Consider the following 19,456-nt stretch of genomic DNA (forward strand, 5'->3'; position numbering starts at 1 on the left):
AGGAGAAAATCATGCCAATCGGTGCTTTGAATTCCTCGCTAACCCGCAAGGGGTATCTCAGCGATGAAATGGCTGAAATATGGGGAGAAAGAGAAACAATTGCGCGAGTCGTAGAGGTAGAATCGGCACTCGCGGCTGTGCAGGGTGAACTCGGTATTATTCCGGCGCGCTTTGCGGCAATAATCGTCGAATATGCGTATATGACTGACGAGTTAGTGGCAAAAATTTCGGCTGGAAAAGTAGGTAATCCACTTGTTGCGGCACTCGATGCGATTCGCGCACAGATCCCCGAAGAAGCCAGAGGGTTCGTGCATTATGGGGCGACGAGTCAGGATATTCTCGATACTGCTCGGGCGCGTCAGATTCTGATGGGAATGGGCGTTCTTGATGAAAAACTTAAGGAGCTCATTGGCAGGTTGCGTCAGCTTGCAGGGGAACATGCGCAAACGTTAATGGTGGCGCGCACGAATGGGCAATATGCCCTGCCGACCACGCTCGGTATGCGGTTTGCTCGTTGGCTACGCGAGCTGCAACGGGCGCAGGCGCGGCTGGCGCAAACAGTTGAGCGTGCCGCAATGATTCAGTTCTCGGGGGCTGCGGGGACGTATGCGGCCACCGGAGAGCAAGGCGTTCGTGTGGCGCAGGCGCTAGCTCAGCGTTTAGGGCTGACTTTTGAGATTGTGCCTTGGCATGCTTCGCGCGACGGGATTACGGAATTGTGCTGCAATCTGGCGATTTTAGGGCAGAGCTTGGCAAAAATTGCCGAAGATTTATTTGCCATGCAGCAATCGGATATGGGAGAAGCCCATGAGCAGATGGATGCGCATAGTTCCGGCTCGTCAGCAATGCCGCAAAAACTTAATCCGTTTACCACGATGAAAGTCAGCGTCAATGCTCGGCTGGCAGCCGGTTTAGCGGCGACGGTTTTGACTGCGCCGCCAGGAACTTTTGAACGGGATCATCGGCAGCTAGAGGTGGAACGCGATGCGCTGGGGCAAATTTTCACCCATATTGATGGTGCCCTGACGAAACTCCTAGGGTTGTTTTCTCGCCTGAGTTTTGACGTGGAAAAGCTGCGCGACGGGGTGAAAAATGGCGGTGAGTTGCTGATGAGTGAATCGGTGATGATGGTGCTCGCGCCAAGGATTGGCCATGAGGCGGCGCATGATCTTATTCAAGAATTTGCGAAAGCCCAGCGCAGTGAAGGGATTTCCCTGGCGGAGTATATCGGGCAACGCACGGATTTAGCGCTCAGTGATTCGGCAGTTGCAGACCTGCAGGAGGCTTTAGATCCGCGATCCTATTTAGGGTTATCTGTTGATATTGCCCGAGGAGTTGCGGCTGGAGAGTAGCGCCCGGGAGCGTGGTCCGTCGTCAGTTCTTCGTCACTGATCTATGTGAGGAAGGATGAAAAGTTCGAGTTGATCGATGATTTCCTCGATTTCGCGGGTGCGCTGTTGGGCGAGATCAGGGTTGTGTTCGGCCATAGCGGCAAGGAGGGCTTCTAAGACGACGATCATGCTCGCGCGGCTCTTAAATCGCGCGGAGGAAGAATGTACTGTCAGCATGTGGTCGGCGTGTACTCGCAGTGGCGTTGTTTGCCGGTTTGTCAGCAGTATGGTCGTCCCGCCTCGCTGTTTGACGGCGTGCATTATGCGATACATGGCAGCGGAATGGCGGTCGAAGCTGGTTACGAGAAGGACGGCATTTTCGCCGGCATCGAGGAGGTCGTGGGCTGTCATATCTATGCCAGATAGTAGGCGAACATTGGGACGTCGATATTTTGCGAGCAGTGCAAAGTAGGTCATCAGGGAGCGCCCGCTTGCAAAAGAGGCGAGGAATAGTGGGCGGTGAGGGTCGGAGACTAGGGCGGCAACAGTGTCGAAGGTTTCTGTTGAGATATATTCGGCGGTTCGTTGCATATCGGTGGCGGCTCGATGTAAATGATCGCCGACGAGGTGTGTGGCTGCGAAGCGGTGGGGATCTTCGCGTTGCAGGGGGCGGTCAAAGTTTTCTGCCACTTCGGCCTGAAGTTGACGAGAGAAATCGCGGAATCCGCTGTAGCCAAGGGTGCGAACGAATCGAGTTACGGAAGCGGTGGATAGCTGGGTATCTGCACAGATTGCTTCTAGGTTGCGGAAGGCTAGATTGGGGTATTTTTCCACGAAATAGTCAGCAAGCACCTGTTGTGAGGGGGATAGGTTGCCTAGTGTACTCAGGCGGTCAAAAAGACTCGTGTTACGTCCGGTGCTCATAGACGTATTCTAGGTGAATAGGGGGAATGCTACAGCTTGACCTTGCCCGTCTGATAGGTGTGGCTCGCCAGTAATAATTCGATATAGTATATTCTTATATAGAATTATAAGCGGGTGAGAAGAGAGGCTGAATATGCGTCGTACATGTATGGGGCACGTATTGGCTCAGGCAAAACAACTGGCAGACCGGCGGTTTGCCCGAATTTTGAATCAGCATGGAATTGACGCTTTTAATGGGGCGCAAGGGCGAATCCTGTATGTGCTATGGCATAACGACGGGCAATCTTTGCGGGAAATCGGGCAGGCTACCGGCTTAGCTGCCGCCACTTTAACGTCCATGGTTGACAGAATGGAAAAAGCTGGGTTGGTTTCCCGAGTGCAATCATCTAAAGATCGACGTACTACGCTCATTCGCTTATCTGGAGAAGCCCAAAAGCTAGAAGAAGCCTATTATGCGGTTTCCGACGAGATGGCTGAGGCGTTTTTTGCGGGCTTTAGCGCTGAAGAACGTCGTATGTGTGAGGAGCTTTTAACTCGTGCGGTGGAAAATTTGAAGCGGTTGGAGTACTCGGAGTAGTTGGATCAGTTGGACTCGTTGGATCGGTTGGAGTAGCTGGAGTTGGCAGGTTTGCTGAAATAGCTGGGGTGCTGAGTTGGTTGGAGTAGGTGAAGGAAAGGTAATGCGCGAGCTGATTATCAAAGAGATCAACGTCAAATCGATTATGACTAAATCGCAGCTGCCAGTTGGGGGATATAGCGTCAATCCTTATGTGGGATGTGCTCATGCCTGCCGATATTGCTATGCCTCGTTCATGAAGCGGTTTACTCGCCATCCGGAGCCGTGGGGCGAATTTGTGGATGTGAAACAGTGGAAACCGCTTAGCGACCACATAAATATGACGATCAGCGTATTGTCATCGGTTCGGTAACTGACGGGTATCAACCAATTGAGAAAACGTTTCGCCGCACTCGAGCAATCTTGGAGCAACTAAAAGAGTCTCGGGCAAAAATTTTGATTTGTACTCGCTCTGGGTTGGTGACGCGAGATCTAGATTTACTAACGACCATGCCCGACGTCACCGTAGCCTGGTCAATTAATAGCCTTGAGGAAAAATTTGTGCGTGATATGGAGCATGCGGCTACGATTAAACGGCGTTTGGCGGCCATGCAGGAGCTTTATCAGGCCGGAGTGCGAACCGTTTGTTTTATTTCGCCAATTTTTCCGGGCATCACTGATCCCGTCGAGATTATTGAACAGGTAAAAGATCGGTGTCATTATGTGTGGCTAGAAAATCTGAATCTGCGAGGCGGTTTCAAGAGCGATATTCTCAACTATATTCGGCAAACTCGCCCTGGATTAATCCCGCTCTATCGAGATATTTATGAGCGTAAAAACTATGAATATTGGGACGAACAGCTACTAGATATTGAATCGTATGCACAAAAGCATGGGCACCAGCTTTTCGATAATTACTTACCCGATCATCGAATGCCGCCCGGAAAACTCGGAATTATCAACTACTTATATCACGAGCAAATTAGAGGTAGTGACAATACTGGGAAAAGGAATAAAGCCTCGTAATGTGGGTGGATTAGGGGCTTTAAGGGTTGCGATAGGCGCGTGTTCGTGAGTAGTTGTGGCGTGTTTTTGTTTTGTAGGTAGCCGAATTGGGTGGCGGTAGGAGCGTTGTGGCATTACATTCGGGTGTTGCTGGCGCAGGATTCCTCTTATTCGCACTCGCGCTGTTTTGGTGTTGTTGCTGGTGATTGGGTATGTAAGGCGTCAGGGCAAAGCAGATAATCCACCGGCAATTAGGTATTGCAGCGGCAGATTGGGTGTGATACGTTTCATTAATCCTATGGCAAAGATGTTTTAGGATTGCTAATCAAATAAATCGCAAATGGTGTTTAAGGAGCTGTTTGGTTATACGGTCGTGAGGTGCGAGATGAAAGTAAACAAAATCCTTGGAGCAGTTATCTTTCTGGGGCTAGCGTTTGGAATTATTTTTCTTGGCACGTGCTATAACCGAGTTGATGCTATGCAGAAACTTTTCGCAGCGGGTGTAGGCCCTTTACCTGAACACGTCATACGGGCGATGCAGTGGATGGAGTATTCCGTTGCTGCGTTTGCGGTTTCCGCAGTCAGTGCTGGAATTCTCTATATTCGTAAGCGGCGATAGGGTGTGTTCCTAGCTCGGGCTAAAGATTGCTGTGCGGGGCGTTACGTGTGAGGTAGCGCCCCGCGCGTTTAATCGTGAAGTCAAGTCGTGTTTGCTGCGGCGGGTAGGAGGATGCTGCTGTGTTGAGGATTGTTAGGGTGTGCTAGTTGGAGATCCGGCAAAGAAAATGACAGGAGATGTTCTCGTCAGCGTAGAATCCGATTCTTAGGAACAGCCCTATTAATGGCTCTACTCTGCGTTATCCACTGCTGAAAGCAAGAGATAAAACTGGTTTCATCGCTTCAATTCGCTTAAGCAAATGTTAAGGCAAGTACTCCTCTGGAATCTAGACCAAATCTGAGCTGTCGTTTCCACAGTAGATAACATCTGGGAGATAGTGGCATCCGTTGCACCAAGCGATTCTTTTAGTCTGCTCCTGCCTTATAGTTGTTCGAGGATGCGGAAGAAATTCGAGGCATTGACTGCACCGTCCAGCGGAGGAATACCGTCTTGGAATACCATGTAGTAGCGGAAATTATCTCCTGACATGGAAGCCCAGAGGCGTCCGAGTTTGACCTTTCGCAGCGAGTCATCGTTCTTGAGCTGCGCTCCCTTAGGCTCGACCATGACGATAATTCCGCTGGTGGTCATGACGATGAAATCAGGATAGTGGTTGAAGGGTCCGTTGATATAGAAGCCTTTGCGTTCAATATTGCGATGCCACCAGCGAACATTACTCATTGCGGAGAATCGGGCGGCAAATTCCATCTCGTCGTTATTCATTCGATCCTCGGCTTCATATAATGAGCCGCCGACCAGTGAAGAAGCGTGGATGGGTTGAATCATGGGAGGTAAAGTATAGGAGGGCTGTGTGAGAATCTGGCGCGTCTCGATGTCCTCATAGAAGCGTTTTGCCTTGTGTTCATCAAGCAAATTCACGATCTTCGTTCGGATCTTGCTCGTTACTGCGCCGGGATGTTCTTGGTAGGTCAGTAGTTCCTCTGTGCCGAAGTTTTCAGTAATCCGATGGATATACGTGCGCAGCTCGGAGTCAATGACTGAGTTAATCGGCTTGAGCCGCTCGTAGATCGCTTCAGCCGCATTAGTTTTCTGTGATTCGACGCTAAGTTTGCCAAAGCGTTCTCGCATGTATTTTTGGTCGGCAGTGCTCATCCGCCATGCTCGCGGTATATCGGAGTTTTTAGTTACGTCAATTTGGAACATCTGCTCATCGGCAATGGTTAGATCAAGCTGAATGTCTTTATCCCGCAGGGTGAAATTAGCCGCCAGCGCTTCATGTTGCAGTAGGTCATGCCCGTCTTTGCCGGTGGAAAATAGGGCAGATGACGGAGTTCTGATGAAGAACTGCGGTATTTTCAACGCTAAGACTGCCTCAAGATAATCCTCAAACATGCTTGTTGTCTTCACGGCGTCCTCCAGATCGGTTGGGACGAGAGTGTCGTGCAATTCTGCAGCGGCTTGCGCCTCTTTCTCGTACTGTGATCCCTGCTGTTGCGCCTTATTTAACATAGCTGTCAGGCTCGCTGGCGCAGAAGTATTCTCACTGGGAATATGTGTGGCGCTGCGAGCTTTCAGATCAGAAGCTACCTGTGATTCGTCGAAATCTAAGAACTCTTCACCCTCTGAATCCATTGCTTTAGATACGTCTGGTTCGGAGATTGGGATAGGTTCGGTCGTAGGTGGAGGCGTGAAATTGAGCTGAGTGGCTTCGATGGCACGGAAATCACGACGTGTGAAGCCGGCAGTGTTCAATCCGGCAATGATGTGCTCAAGGGTGGCATTGAAGTCATTGGAGGAGGTCAGCACATAGCTCATATTTAACAGCGGATTGTGATGTCTCATGGTGTGAGGCTGACGTAGCACTCGACCAAGGATCTGCTCAACGTCTACCTGACTGGTCTTATTTGCCAGAGAAGCAAGAATATATGCGAAGGGGCAATCCCAGCCCTCTTTAAGAGCGTTAACGGTAATAATGAATCGGATAGGGCATTCAGGGCTGAGTAAGTCAACATCTTTAAGCTCGTTGATATTCGCCGTCTTTATCGCGATCTGTTCGGCATGAATGCCGGTAGCGATGAGTTTTTCACGCAACCGTTCAAATGAGGTTGCGTCTTGACCTGTTCTTGGCTGGGCTTGAAATAAAACAATTGGGCGAATATAGCGCCCGCCTTGCTCGTATTGCTGATTGGCTGCGAGCTCCAAGGATTGCTGGAGATCTATCGCGTCAGTAATTACCTCGGTTTGACAGGAACGGTTATAGGCGATTACTGGTAGCTTCACCATGTTCTCGTTTTTAAGGGCAAGCGCATCAACATAGGAGATGATATTCGCTTGTTTCTTCGGTGTTGCTGTGAGGTCAAGGATGAACGAGGGGTTGAAATTTTTTAGCATTTCAGTGCTTAAAATGCTGGTTGCATGATGTGACTCATCAACGATGACCACTGGGTTAAGTTGATTAATTACTTGGAATAGTGCTGTTTCGTCGGCGCTATCAATCTGCTGTTCGGGAGTGCCTAGCACAGTGGCGAATCGTGCAAGATTGCCATTAGCCTGGTATGCCTTGCGACCTTCTTTGCGGTTAGCGCGGAAGGAATCATAGGAGAGGACCATCACTGAGAGCTGTTCAGCTACCGTAGCGGGGGTGAAATTCTGACCGCTCAGCAGTTCTTCCTTGGAATACACCTCAACCCGTCCACCGAAATCTGTATTCAGTCGTTGGCGGTAGGGGTGTGCTGGATCTTTTAACGCTGTGAGAGTTTGGGTCAAGATTGCGTCTGACGGTACTAGCCATACGAGTGCGCGGTGGCGGATTGGAGGCAGCGCATCAAAGATAGGTTTAACTGACGCGCAGGCTAAGAACGTCTTTCCGCCACCTGTGGGAACTTTGTAACATACGTGCGGCACGCCATCAATCACACTCTGGTATCCCGCAATGCCGTCGTGCCCCACTGAGATTTGACGCGACTCCCAGAAAGCGGCAAAGGCGCCCGAGAGTGAGGATTGAGCTTTCAATTGCGCCAGGTAATCTGTTAAATCAGCGATCACCCGTTTCTGATACTTCTTCAGCTCCATTTGTGTTCTTCTCCTATTACAGACGGGTTATGTCTCGCGGGATCTTCTTAAACGTAATGTTGTGTGCTAACAGTTCTTGCTCGCTGAGCACGCAGGTATCGGCATAGATGACGTAGGAATCTGCCGCACATTCAGTTGGAACGGACGCTAAAAGGTCGCGATTCAGCACTGTTGGGGCGTGTGGATCAAAGACGAAGAAATATGCCACTCCTAGAGATGAATGCCCTAGGAAGTATGGATAAACCTTGGCTGATTCTGCGCGGTAGACCTCGCCAGTGTCAGTGAACCAGATATATTCCCGTATCCGTTCTAGCGGAACGTCGGGGTTTAATTCGGTGTCAATCATGAGTGGTTCACCGAGCTCATAGTAGGAGAACGAACCGCCCGTGCCTTCCACGGCTCTATTACCCTCGCCATAGCCGTCAATGACGCGCTTGACGCGCTCGGCGGTGATGGTGTCGGCATAGTCCATCATCTCGCAGAGAATGAAACGGCGGTTGCCACCATCTTGTTTGTTCAAGTTGAGAACAGCGTGGGCGGTGGTGCCAGAGCCAGCGAAGGAGTCGAGGATGAGAGCGTTTTTATTGCCACAGATTTGAAAAATCTTCTCCAACAGAAGTGTTGGTTTGGGTGTATCAAAAGAGCCGACCGTACCGAATAGTGCACGAATCTCTTTGCGTGCGCCATCGTTGTGCCCGGCAAATTCATGTGGCCACCACGTAACGGGAACAACACCTTGTTGAATCTCTGAAAGATACCTTTTCAAGCGAGGTCCTGCTGTCCCTTTTGCTCCCCAAAAGATACGGTTGTCCGCTAAAAGCTCTTGCATACGTTCTTGAGGGAAAGACCAAACCCTACCAGCTGGAGGATTGAATACTTCCCCAGTATTGGGATTGGTGATGGGATAAACGCCACTTTCTGAAAAGGTACGAACAGATAAATTATCGCTCGCATAAGGACCTCTACCATCCTGATCATCATATTTATAGATGCTATTATTGACCTCAGATCGTGGAATTAAATTGCGCTCAAACGCGTCCGACTTGGCATAGAAGATGATGTAATCGTGCATGTCGGAAAAGCGTTTTGCATCATTGGCGGGTGAATATTTCTTTTGCCAAACAACTTGTGCATAAAAGTTACGTCGTCCAAAAATTTCATCTAAGAGCATGCGCATGGACGGCATCTCATCATCATCGATACTTACTGCGATTACCCCTGTCGGTGCGAGCAACCGATGCAGCAAGCGCAGGCGTGGATACATCATGCACAGCCATTTATCGTGGCGGGTTAAATCTTCGCCTTCTTTGCCGACGACTTCACCCAGCCATTTTTTGATGCGGGGATCATTGACGTTGTCGTTGTAGACCCAGCCTTCGTTTCCCGTGTTATAAGGCGGATCGATATAGATACAATCCACTTTGCCTTCGTACTGCGGAAGCAGTGCTTTGAGCGCTAGTAAATTATCGCCATGAATTATTTTGTTCTCGGCATGGCGATCATCAACATTGCCAAGGGCAGCGTCAGCGCTGCTGAAATGACCATCAGTGCTTCCAGGAATTATGTGCGGGTCGTTCTCCCCCCCCCCGCAATAGGCATATTTCCGCTCTAAGACGTGATAAGGAACATCTAGGTGGTGATTAATCACCTTATCCTTGCCAATCCATTGAAGCTCTGGCACGAGATTCTCCTTACCCTTATAACGCGTTAGCGTTGCGCCTCCGGTGTTAAACCGACGTACACCTACCGCTCAGTCTACCTCCTGGCAGGATCTATCCGTGCCTTTGTAATGTGCGACAGACTCTATAGTGCGCAGTTGCCCGTTTGTTATCCGGTCACCTCACCCGTTTTCCTCGGCAAACAGCTCCCGAATTGCTCGTTTATCAATCTTCGAGCCGGCCGTCGTCGGTAACTCCTCAAGCACTCGGAAATACACCGGAACCTGATAACGGGCCAGCCGCAAATTGAGCTGTTCGCGCACCTCTTCCCGATCAAATACTGCGCCTGGAGTTAGCACCACAGCCGCCGCCGGAACCTCCCCATACACTGCGTCGCGCACCCCAACCAGCGAGGCATCGGCAATCTCAGGCAGGCGCCGCAACTCCTCCTCAATATCGAAACACCAGATCTTTTCGCCGCCGCGGTTAATCATGTCTTTCTTACGGTCCAAAATAGAGATATACCCATCGGGGTCAATCCGCCCAATATCGCCAGTTCCCAGCCAGCCGTCGCCCGTCATAGCGGGCGTGGTCAGCTTGTCATAACACCGAGCGATATTTGCCCCGCGCATCCAGATCTCTCCCGAGCTCCCCTCAGGAACTTCCTCGCCCGAATCGTTGCGAATCTGCACATCCAGCCCAGGGATTGGCATCCCAGAACTCCCCAGATGTTTTGACGTGGCAGCGTCAACAGGGAACACAAAAGCTGGTGAGCAGCTCTCCGTCAGACCATATACTGTGCGGAACTGCATCTGCGGCATCCACTCATGAAGCGCTAAGATCCGAGAGACCGGCATATGCGCAGCACCGCACGCCATCTTCTGCACCGAAGGCAGCTCCGGGAAACGATCTCGCTCCTCTAGCATGAGGGCAAACACCGTCGGGGAGGCATGGATGAAACTAATTTCTGACGCCGCAATCTCGCGCACGAACGGCCGACCAGACATGCGTTTTTGCACATGGATCGAACCGCCTAAGTAGATAAACAGCCCAATAATCGCGATCATTCCAGTGACGTGGTAGATCGGCACAGCAATGATCGTAGTATCCTCGCTGGTCAGCGCCAGGGTGCGTTCATAGGAGATGATGGCGTGAATCGCGTTGAGGTTTGTTAAAACCACGCCTTTGCTCTGTGACGTCGTGCCTGAGGTAAACAGCAGGATTGCGTCATCTTCCCAGGTGGGTAGGGGATAGTCTGTGAGAGCTGCCGCCCATCTGGCGGTGTGTTCACCGGCTAGTTCTGTTTCAAGCAAGCCGAAAGCACAGGACGTGGAATTCGTGGTCAAGGTTGGAATATCTGCAAACCATCCCGCCTGTTCTTTTTGGCAGATCACCAGTTTCACATCTGCCTGTTGGATAAGCGCCAGGATCTCATTTTTTCGAAATTTGCCGGGCAGTGGGACGATCATTGCTCCCAGGCGATTCACGCTGTAAAACGCTGTCACGAAGTCGATGCCGTTATCGAGTAGCACCCCGACGCGATCCCCGCGCCCAATCCCATGCTCGCAATGTAAAAATGCGGCAAAGTTATCCACATAGCGTTTCACGTCGGCAAAGGTAAAACGGTTGGAATCCTCCGCATAGATGGCAACCTTTTCACCGAAACGCTCGGCAGTGCGCGCCAAGGTATGGTAGAGCGAATGTGGTGCACCGGCGTAGGTGCGAACGGTTCGCCCATAAAGAGTGACTTCTGTAAGCCCTGCTGTAACCTCATCGTTCCACAGGGTATCTCCGCTTAGCATGATCGTCAGTCCTTATCACTGGTCTGAAAGTAAGGATAAAAGTCGGCACGTCATCGTGACGGCTTCGTACAGATTTGTTTCGCCGCATTCCAAAGCGGTCGGTAAGTCGCACACTTCGCGCACAATCGGGACGATTGCGGTGAAGCCTGGCGTTAAGGGGGTGCGGCGGGGTGCGTGCTGGCTCGTATGGGCGGCTACTTCCAGGGCGGCGGTAGCGGGTTGCCCGGCAGCGGTATTAGCGGGCAGTTCTGGGGAAGTGGCAAGAGGAAGCCTGGCGCCCGTGGTAACTGGCGGCTCGGCAGCCGTGGCAACGGATGACTCTGCACCCGTGGTAGTGGGTGACTCTGTACTCGCGGCGAGAGCCAGCTCTGAAACTGCGCTAGAAGCCAGTTTTACGTCCGTGTTAAAAACTGGGGCTGGAGCTGCACTAAGACCCGAATCCTGAACTGCCCCCTGAGGTGGGGTGTGAATCGGGTTGTGGGCTGGGGCGTTGAAAGTAGGGTAAGGCGGTTCATGGAAAGTGGGCTGGGGCGGCTCGTTGAGAGCAGGGTGGGCTGGCTCGTGAACCGGCTCGTGAGATGCCTGCGAAGTGAGGTTATTGACCAAGCCCTGAACCAGATCATGAGCTGCGTGCGAGGCTAGGTGCAGCGAAGAGGCGTGGGCTGAGGAGGAATCTAAGTTCGGTAAAGAGTTTTGACCTGGTGAGACAGATAAACTCAGAGAAAAGCCCGAGCTCACGGAAGAATCCTGGCTTGGGTAGGAACCGTGATTCACGGACAAATCTTGACTCGAATTATCGGGCGCCACCGGAAAAACACCCTGAGCTTTACCCTGACCGCTGGCGGATGGCGCCTCGGTGGCAGATGGTGCCCTAGTAGCAGATCGCGCCGCAGTGGCATATAACGCACCCGCATCCGCGCCAACCCGCCCAGCAAAAGCAATCGTGGGAATCCCCAGCTCATATGCCGCCTGCATGACGCCCCACGGGGTTTTGCCTTCCCTCGTCTGCCCATCAATACTGCCCTCGCCAGTGAAAACCAGATCGGCACCCACTAACGCATCGCGCAAGCCAACAGTATCCATCACCAACTCCACTCCCGGCTGAGAATGAGCGGCAAAAACCGACATGAACGCGAAACCAAGCCCGCCAGCAGCCCCAGCTCCAGCCCGCTCCGCACACACAACCCCGGTTTGCGATTCGACGAGGGTGGCCCACCGAGCCAAAATCGCATCAAAATCGGCGACCTCCTCCGGGGCGACGCCCTTTTGCGGTCCAAAAATCGCGCTCGCACCATTCGCACCCGTCAACGGATTAGCAACGTCGCACGCCAACTTAACCGACACTGCGGCCCAACGCGGATCTACGCCAGCAATATCAACGCGCACTGCACGGGCAAGAGCATCAACATAAGGTGGCAACGGCAAACCGGCATCGTCATAGGCGCGAACCCCGAGAGCATGGCACATTCCCCAGCCGCCATCATTCGTGGCAGAACCACCTAAACCGACGAGAATCGTTGCCGGATCGTAGCTCAACACGTGAGCGAGTAACTCGCCCAAACCAAACGTCGAAGCTGTATGCGGATCGCGTTCCTCGCGCGCAATGTGCTCAATCCCGATGGCTTGAGCCACCTCAACAATAGCCAGCCGTTCCCCAGCAACCCAGCCAAATTCTGCCCGACGAGCCCGCCCCAAAGCGTCATGCACATCGGCATATTGCACCTCGCCACCTAAGGCACTGACGATAGCCGCCATTGTGCCCTCGCCGCCGTCTGCCATCGGGACTTCGCAACACTGAGCATCAGGCCAGACCTGTTTCACAGCTCGCCGCATACACTTTGCCGCTTCCGACGCTGACAGGGACTCCTTAAAAGAATCCGGCGCTAGCACAATCTTCATTGATACTCCCCAGGCGGTTGGGTTGGGAGCGTAAGTGGTGCTCCCAACCCAACCAGCTCGATTTTTATCAGATACGAATACCGTATCGTTGACGCTCGCCGCCGTGGCAGGCAACCGGAAGGTTGCGCCTGCCGGACCGCGAGAGATACGCGCTACTTGGCAGCGTTCTCCGGCGTGGCAGTCTTGGCATTGCGATACTTCAAGCCCCACACCAGCAGGCATCCCACCAGCACCGCTGCGATGATGAACCACAAACCGGCGATCTTACTTCCGGTTGATTCTTCCAAGGAACCCATAACCGTCGGGCCAAGGAAACCACCAAACAGGCCGCACATATTCATGAACGCGACCGCCCCAGCAGTAGTTGCGCCAGAGAAACGCTGCTGCGGGAACGTGAAAAGCACCGATTGGATGACGAATAGCTGCGAAGCGGCAATAAAGAAACCAACAACAGCAATCCACAGATTATGAGAATTCAGCGCGGCAATCGCCAAACCGACGGCAACGGCAAAGAAGCCAGCCGACGCCATCGTCTTTGCCCGCCGCTGCCCAACCGCATACTTCGGCAAGAACCACGAACCCAGAGCAGCCGCGATCCACGGAATCGCAGTAATCAAGCCAATCTGGAAGGTCTTCATCGTCGGATCATAAGACTTAATAATCGACGGCAAGAAGTACGACAGCGAATACACTGCAATCTGGTGGGTGAAGTAGATGACGGCCAGCAGCCAGAACACCCCATCTTTCATCGCCGGAGCGAGCGCCCGCAAATCGCCATGCTGGGAGGATTCGCCAGTATCTTCATTCGCAATGGCGCGATGGATCAGGGATTTATCTGAATCCGAAAGCCACTTGGCATGCTCGGGGCGATCCGGCAAGAACTTCCACACCAAAACGGCCAACAGCACCGCCGGCAGACCCTCGACAATGAACATCCACTGCCAGCCCTTCAGGCCGAGGAAGCCATGCATATTGAGCAGCAACCCAGCCACCGGAGCACCGAGAATATTTGCAATAGATACGCCCAGTAGGAAAATGCCGATCGCTCGGGCGCGATACTTCTGGGTGAACCAATACGAGATGTAGAGGATCATGCCAGGGTAGAGTCCAGCTTCGGCCGCGCCGAGAAGCATTCGTAAAACGTAGAACGATACGTCATTCCACACTACAGCCATCAACATCGAAATAATGCCCCAAGTGACCATAATGCGCGCGATCCAGAAGCGAGCACCCACCCGATGCATGATGAGGTTGGAGGGAACTTCCAAAATGGCATAGAACAAGAAGAACAAGCCAGCACCTAAGCCGTAAGCGGCAGCCGACAAGCCAATATCAGCTTCCAGCGCCTCCTTGGCCATGCCGATATTCGTCCGATCAATGAAGCTGATGATGTAGACGATCACCATAAGCGGCATGATCTTAGCGAAGTTGCGCTGAGTTAAAACGCCAATATGGCGTTCCTCCTCGGCAGATAATGGCGTTTTGCGTGTTGATTTAGCCATGATTTTCCTTTCTTTACAGTGCCCGGAACACTGCTGCTACGCCTTGGCCGCCACCGATACACATGGTGACCAGACCTAGCTCTTTGTTTGTGCGATGAAGGTTGTAGAGCGTGCGCAGCGTAAGGATCGTGCCCGTTGCTCCCACCGGATGCCCGAGGGCGATTGCGCCGCCCAACGGGTTCGTCTTGCTCATATCGAGGTTCTGATCGCGAATGACGGAAAGCGCCTGCGCGGCGAATGCCTCGTTAAGCTCAATCCAGTCAATATCCGCTAACGTGACGCCGGCCTTCTCCAATGCCCGCGGAATAGCTAATGCGGGTGCGAAGCCCATGATCTCTGGAGCGACGCCAGCCTTCGCAAAACTGACAAGCTCACCAATGGGTTTCAACCCGTGTGCCTGTGCGGCGGATTCGGTCGTCATAATCAACATGGCGGCGGCGTCATTAATTCCCGACGAGTTACCCGCAGTGACGGATCCGCCCTCACGGAACGCGGGGCGCAGCTTGGCGAGTTTTTCCACAGTTGTGCCTGGGCGCAGATGTTCGTCACGGTCAAAAACCCGCTCGGTGCGCTTTTCCTTAACCGTGATACCGGCGATTTCGGCGTCAAAATGCCCGGCTTCTTGGGCGGCAGCCGCTAAATTCTGCGAACGCGCAGCAAATTCGTCTTGATCTGCACGGGAGATATTGAATTTTTTGGCAACTTTCTCAGCCGTCATGCCCATGGGGTATCCACCGAAGGGATCAGTGACCAAAGACAGCGTGCCGTCAACAAGGGTGTGATCGCCGAGCCGCCAGCCGTTGCGGGCCTCAAAATCCATAAAGGGCTGACGGGACATGTTCTCCGAGCCGCCAGCGGCAACGAAGGTTGAGTCGCCAGAATGGAGTTCAAATGCGGCACTGGCCAGTGCTTGCAGGCCAGAACCACACAGACGATTGACCGTGAAAGCGTTGGAATCTTCGCGCACTCCAGCTTGTAGTGCAATACGGCGAGCCAGGAAGGCATCCCCGCCGACCTGCCCGACGCAGCCAACAATCACTTCGTCGATTGATTCCATCGGGACTGCAGCACGTTGAGCTGCTGCGTTAAGAGCATGAGCGCCCATAAGGTGATTCGGAGTACCAGCCAGGGAGCCGCCATAGGCTCCGATTGCGGTACGCGCACCGTCAACGATGACGATTCGTTCCATAATGTTTCCTTTTCTCTGTGTTACATGGCTGTGATTGCAGCTTGTTCGGTGCTAATGGCTGGCCATGCGCGGCCATGCGGCGGCCAACCGTGAAGTTCTTCCTTTCCAGTTAGAGCGAGAAGCAAACCGAGACGGGCAGTAATCCGGTAGTGCATGCCCCCCCCTAAGCGGAGGTTAGGTATTGTGCTGGATTTGCTTGCTGGCTGTGATAGTGAGCTGCGGTGCTAGTGGGTTACCCGTTCGGCTAGGGGTGCGATACCCGTATTCAGATGGTCATCAGATAGCCACTAGCTAGATGCTCAGATGTGGCCAGATAGCCAGCTGCAGTAGCCGCCAGCCCGATACCTGCGCACTCGCGCGCACGTAGGTCGCGAACACCGTTCAGGTGAACAGGCACGGCGAACACCTGATAGCTACCCTGCTGAGGTGCAGATCCTGTGTCGGGCAACGCTTTCAGCCCAATCGCTTTGGCGTTCCGGTATCCGTCAGCACTGCTTACGGCCTGGCTGCTCTGGCACTTTTGCTTAGGCATGGCCACCGCTATCAGCAACTTTGATGAGCGCGGCAGCACGGCGAGCAGTGTCATTGTCATCTACTGCGAGGATGACCCATCCGGTATTCGTCAGTTGCACCAGATAGTGCTCCGTTGCCAAATACACCTCCTGACCTTTATCTATGGCGGCCTTGCCGTAGAAAGTCAGTTGGTCAACCGTATCGACCCACTTGGGATGTTTGGAATCGGCAACCATGAGGAAGCACACCCGCTTTGCGCCATCGACAATATCCATGAATCCGCCGCATCCCACAGCTTTCCCGCCGAATGCTGAGACGTTGATATTGCCTGCGCCATCAACCTGCCCAACCCCCATAAAGGTGATGTCCACGCCGCCACCGTTATAGAAGTCGAATTGTTGCGGATGGCCAATAATTGCCGCCGGATGTAACGCACACCCGAAATCAACTCCGCCGAGTGGCACCCCGCCGTAGGTTCCGGATTCAACGGTGAGCGTCACCCTGGCAATCTGACCGCTTTTTGCCAGTGCACGCCCAATGGAATCTCCGGGTAGACCCGTCCCCAAATTGATAATGTCGCCATCGCGCACCAGGCTAGCTCCTCGCTCCCCGATAGCTTGGCGAACCGGATCAATCTCCTGAGCCAAGATAGATTCAGCGAGCTCTGCCGCGGAGGCATACCCCGTGATGAGATCCATGTTGACGCTCAGTGCGCCATTGGTCTGCCGGTGATATTTCGCCGGATCAGAGACGACCATAACGTAATCGATCAGCACCCCTGGCACGTTGACGAGCCGCGCTGGAATATCCCCACGATCCACGATCTCTTTCACTTGCGCGATGACGATTCCGCCGCTGTTGTGTACCGCCTGAGCGATAGCGAGCGCATCGAGGATCGTCACGTCATCATCTTGGGCGAGGTTCCCATCTGGATCGATTCGGGTGCCACGAATAATGCCGACGTTAATCGGGAACGACTTGTAAAACAGGTATTCGCGCCCGTCAATTTCTTGCAGCTCAACATATTCAGTGGGGGAAGTGGCCGCGCGGGCGCTGGCATTGATTCGCCCGCCGTCAATTCGTGGATCAACGAAAGTTCCCAATCCGACGCTGGAGAGTTGCCCTGGACGGCCGGCAGCGATCGTGCGGTAGAGAGTGGAGATCTGCCCTTGGGGGAGGCAGATGGCTTCTATCTCGTCAGCCCCTAACATATTCGCCATTGGTGGGTTCAATCCCCAATGTGGGCCGACGATGCGCTTGACCAATCCCGGATGGGCGAGCCGAGCTAAGCCGTCAAAACGATTCGATTGGCCTGCCGCATGAACAAAGGTCAGATCGTGTGGAGCGCCAGTGGTAAGGAAAGATTCTTCGATACGCAGGTAGATCTCGTCGGCGACGCCCATCATGGTGAACCCGTCGCCGGCGACAGTTGCACCATTGGGTATCAGGGCTGCGACGTCTTCCGCGCCAATCTGCTGGAAGCTCACAGCTTGTACCCTCCTCCGATGTTGATGACTTCGCCGGTGAGGTAGGAGGCGTCATCGGAAACCAGGAATGCCACCAGGTTGGCGACGTCTTCCGGCTGGCCAGCTCGGCGCAGGGGTACTTTGGCGACTTGCTCCTCGTACAGATTCTCAAAGCCGGCGCGGGAGGGAACATCTTTGAGTGCGCTCGTCATGGCGGTTTCGATAAATCCGGGGCAGATGGCGTTGGCGGTGATTCCCTTGAAAGCTAGTTCTTTGGAAATGGAACGGGTCAGGGAGACGACGCCGCCTTTGGCCGCAGCGTAATTTGTTTGGCCGATATTCCCCATCCAGGACGCTGAGGCCACGTTGCAGATCCGCCCGTAGCTGTTTTCGCGCATGTGTGTGCCGACTTTGCGACAGAAATAAAAGACGGCGGATAGGTCAACGGCGATGACGGCATCCCACATCTCGTCAGTCATTTTGTGTAGCATTCCGTCGCGGTTAATGCCGGCATTGTTGACGAGAATGTCGATTTTTCCGTGGTTTTCGATGATTTCATCGACGGTGCGATCCACTGCTTCGCGGTTCGATACATCTAGGGCGACGGAGACTGCTCCGTTGCCACATTCGTCTGCGGTGCGCTGAGCGGCCTCGGCATTAATGTCAATAACGATGACGCGCGCGCCGCGTTCGGCGAGTTTTAGCGCGATTCCACGGCCGATTCCTTGGGAAGCGCCGGTTACGATAGCAACGCGATTTTCTAGGGGTGTGCAGCTCATTGGTTATCTCCTTGGGGTTTGGGGCAGCGGCAGGAATTGCCGATACGCAGGGTGTAGGGGCAGATCACATCGGTTATGCAGATGCGCCGATGGTGAATGAGATCGTCGATGTACGTGATTGCTTGGGCGGCCATCTCGTCAATGGGTTGGACGATGGTGGTCAGTTCTGAGTCGGGAACGCCGAAATTGGTGATTCCGTCGAATCCGGAGAGGGCGACGTCGTGGGGGACTCGGATGCCGTGCTCGGCGAAATCGTGAATAATTCCGCGGGCAATGGCGTCTGTTCCGCACAAGATCGCTTCGGGAAGTTGTGGTAGGGAGCGCAGATAGGCTCCGGCTTTTCGCCCGCCCTCACGCCCAAGTTCGGTGCGGATGATACGTTGTTGCGGGACGTAAATATCGTTTTCGATGAGCCCTTCCAGGTAGCCGACGTGCCGTTCATTTGAGGCGGAGGATTGCCGTGGGCCGATGGCAATGGCGAAGTTTTGGTAGCCGTGGGAGGCCATGTGATATGCCATTTCTTTGGCGGCGGCGCGGTTGTCAATCCCGACGAACGTCGCTCGGACCGTGGGCATTTTGCGTGAGACTTGAACGTAGGGGATGCTGGCTTTACGCAGAATTTGGGCGATGGAGGCGTCGCCGTCTTGAGTGGCAGTGAGGATGATGCCATCGACGCGGTGGGCAACCATCATCTCTACTGTGGTTGCAAGATCGGTGGCGGTATCTCCGGTGTGGCTCAAAATGACGTTAAAGTCGTGGTTTTTTGCTGCTTGATGGAATGCGACGCCCAGTTCCTGGTAGAAGGGGTTGGCTAGGTCTGCCAGTACTAAGCCAACTAGCGGTGTGCGAGTGGTATCGCGTCGTGTCGCGTTTGAGGTGTCGATGCCGTAGTCGCGGGCAAGGTTGATAATGCGCCGACGGGTTTCCTCGGAGACTCCTGGTTTGCCGTTCAGTGCGTAAGAAACGGCAGCGCGAGAGATGTTAAGTTGTTGGGCGATTGACGCCGCGGAGGGACTCCGTCCGTTGGAGTCAGGTGCACTTGTTCTCTTCACGTCATCACCCCTTCGTGACTAACGAGAATGCGAAGCTGTTGTGGCTAAGCTCACCTCTTCGATTCTCGGGGGGGGGGGGTATGGGTTAA

General features: G+C 53.5%; 16 protein-coding genes. 5 read left to right on the top strand and 11 right to left on the bottom strand.

The genetic code is table 11. The annotated features are described in order from the left end of the window. The first annotated feature begins 11 nt into the window (after nt 1-11). Nucleotides 12-1,352, top strand: a complete 1,341-nt coding sequence (locus tag ACLHIL_RS04010) for a lyase family protein (protein WP_411296663.1) — start codon at nt 12-14, stop codon at nt 1,350-1,352. 33 nt (nt 1,353-1,385) lie between these two features. Here ACLHIL_RS04010 and ACLHIL_RS04015 read toward each other — a convergent pair whose 3' ends face one another. After that, nucleotides 1,386-2,255: a MurR/RpiR family transcriptional regulator gene (locus ACLHIL_RS04015; protein WP_411296664.1), complete on the bottom strand. Its 870-nt coding sequence runs from the start codon at nt 2,253-2,255 to the stop codon at nt 1,386-1,388. A 133-nt stretch (nt 2,256-2,388) separates the two neighbouring features. Here ACLHIL_RS04015 and ACLHIL_RS04020 point away from each other — a divergent pair, with 133 nt between their 5' ends. The 4 genes from ACLHIL_RS04020 (at nt 2,389) to ACLHIL_RS04035 (ending at nt 4,435) form a co-directional block, all read left to right on the top strand. After that, nucleotides 2,389-2,832 carry a MarR family transcriptional regulator gene (locus tag ACLHIL_RS04020; protein ID WP_411296665.1) on the top strand — a complete coding sequence of 148 codons (444 nt, stop codon included), beginning with the start codon at nt 2,389-2,391 and terminating at the stop codon, nt 2,830-2,832. A gap of 103 nt (nt 2,833-2,935) precedes the next feature. Continuing rightward, a complete protein-coding gene (locus tag ACLHIL_RS04025) occupies nt 2,936-3,184 on the top strand; it encodes a hypothetical protein (RefSeq protein ID WP_411296666.1) in 249 nt (82 codons plus the stop codon). Nucleotides 3,185-3,201: 17 nt separating this feature from the next. Further along, a complete protein-coding gene (locus tag ACLHIL_RS04030) occupies nt 3,202-3,837 on the top strand; it encodes a radical SAM protein (protein WP_411296715.1) in 636 nt (211 codons plus the stop codon). Between the two features lie 364 nt (nt 3,838-4,201). Beyond that, nucleotides 4,202-4,435: a hypothetical protein gene (locus tag ACLHIL_RS04035; protein ID WP_411296667.1), complete on the top strand. Its 234-nt coding sequence runs from the start codon at nt 4,202-4,204 to the stop codon at nt 4,433-4,435. A gap of 420 nt (nt 4,436-4,855) precedes the next feature. Here ACLHIL_RS04035 and ACLHIL_RS04040 read toward each other — a convergent pair whose 3' ends face one another. The 10 genes from ACLHIL_RS04040 to ACLHIL_RS04085 form a co-directional block, all read right to left on the bottom strand. Then, on the bottom strand, nt 4,856-7,507 hold the full coding sequence (locus ACLHIL_RS04040; RefSeq protein ID WP_411296668.1) for a DEAD/DEAH box helicase: 2,652 nt from the start codon (nt 7,505-7,507) through the stop codon (nt 4,856-4,858). A gap of 16 nt (nt 7,508-7,523) precedes the next feature. Continuing rightward, a complete protein-coding gene (locus tag ACLHIL_RS04045; RefSeq protein WP_411296669.1) occupies nt 7,524-9,188 on the bottom strand; it encodes a site-specific DNA-methyltransferase in 1,665 nt (554 codons plus the stop codon). A 159-nt stretch (nt 9,189-9,347) separates the two neighbouring features. After that, nucleotides 9,348-10,967, bottom strand: a complete 1,620-nt coding sequence (locus tag ACLHIL_RS04050) for a class I adenylate-forming enzyme family protein (protein ID WP_411296670.1) — start codon at nt 10,965-10,967, stop codon at nt 9,348-9,350. A gap of 15 nt (nt 10,968-10,982) precedes the next feature. Then, a complete protein-coding gene (locus tag ACLHIL_RS04055; protein ID WP_411296671.1) occupies nt 10,983-13,076 on the bottom strand; it encodes a glycerate kinase in 2,094 nt (697 codons plus the stop codon). Beyond that, nucleotides 13,019-14,368, bottom strand: a complete 1,350-nt coding sequence (locus tag ACLHIL_RS04060; RefSeq protein WP_411296672.1) for an MFS transporter — start codon at nt 14,366-14,368, stop codon at nt 13,019-13,021. Before ACLHIL_RS04060 ends, ACLHIL_RS04055 begins: the two co-directional genes overlap by 58 nt. Nucleotides 14,369-14,381: 13 nt before the next feature. Further along, nucleotides 14,382-15,557: a thiolase family protein gene (locus ACLHIL_RS04065; protein WP_411296673.1), complete on the bottom strand. Its 1,176-nt coding sequence runs from the start codon at nt 15,555-15,557 to the stop codon at nt 14,382-14,384. A 20-nt stretch (nt 15,558-15,577) separates the two neighbouring features. After that, a complete protein-coding gene (locus tag ACLHIL_RS04070; RefSeq protein ID WP_411296674.1) occupies nt 15,578-15,712 on the bottom strand; it encodes a hypothetical protein in 135 nt (44 codons plus the stop codon). A gap of 369 nt (nt 15,713-16,081) precedes the next feature. Next, nucleotides 16,082-17,557: a CoA-transferase gene (locus tag ACLHIL_RS04075; RefSeq protein ID WP_411296675.1), complete on the bottom strand. Its 1,476-nt coding sequence runs from the start codon at nt 17,555-17,557 to the stop codon at nt 16,082-16,084. After that, entirely contained in the window at nt 17,554-18,315 is a 762-nt protein-coding gene (locus ACLHIL_RS04080; RefSeq protein ID WP_411296676.1) for an SDR family oxidoreductase, read from the bottom strand. Before ACLHIL_RS04080 ends, ACLHIL_RS04075 begins: the two co-directional genes overlap by 4 nt. Then, the gene (locus ACLHIL_RS04085) at nt 18,312-19,367 is read right to left on the bottom strand and encodes a LacI family DNA-binding transcriptional regulator (RefSeq protein WP_411296677.1); all 1,056 of its coding nucleotides are present in this window, start codon (nt 19,365-19,367) and stop codon (nt 18,312-18,314) included. The genes ACLHIL_RS04080 and ACLHIL_RS04085 overlap by 4 nt, the downstream gene beginning before the upstream one ends. Between the last annotated feature and the right edge of the window lie 89 nt (nt 19,368-19,456).

It is taken from the genome of Trueperella sp. LYQ143 (assembly GCF_046599595.1).
Classification (GTDB): Bacteria; Actinomycetota; Actinomycetes; order Actinomycetales; family Actinomycetaceae; genus Trueperella.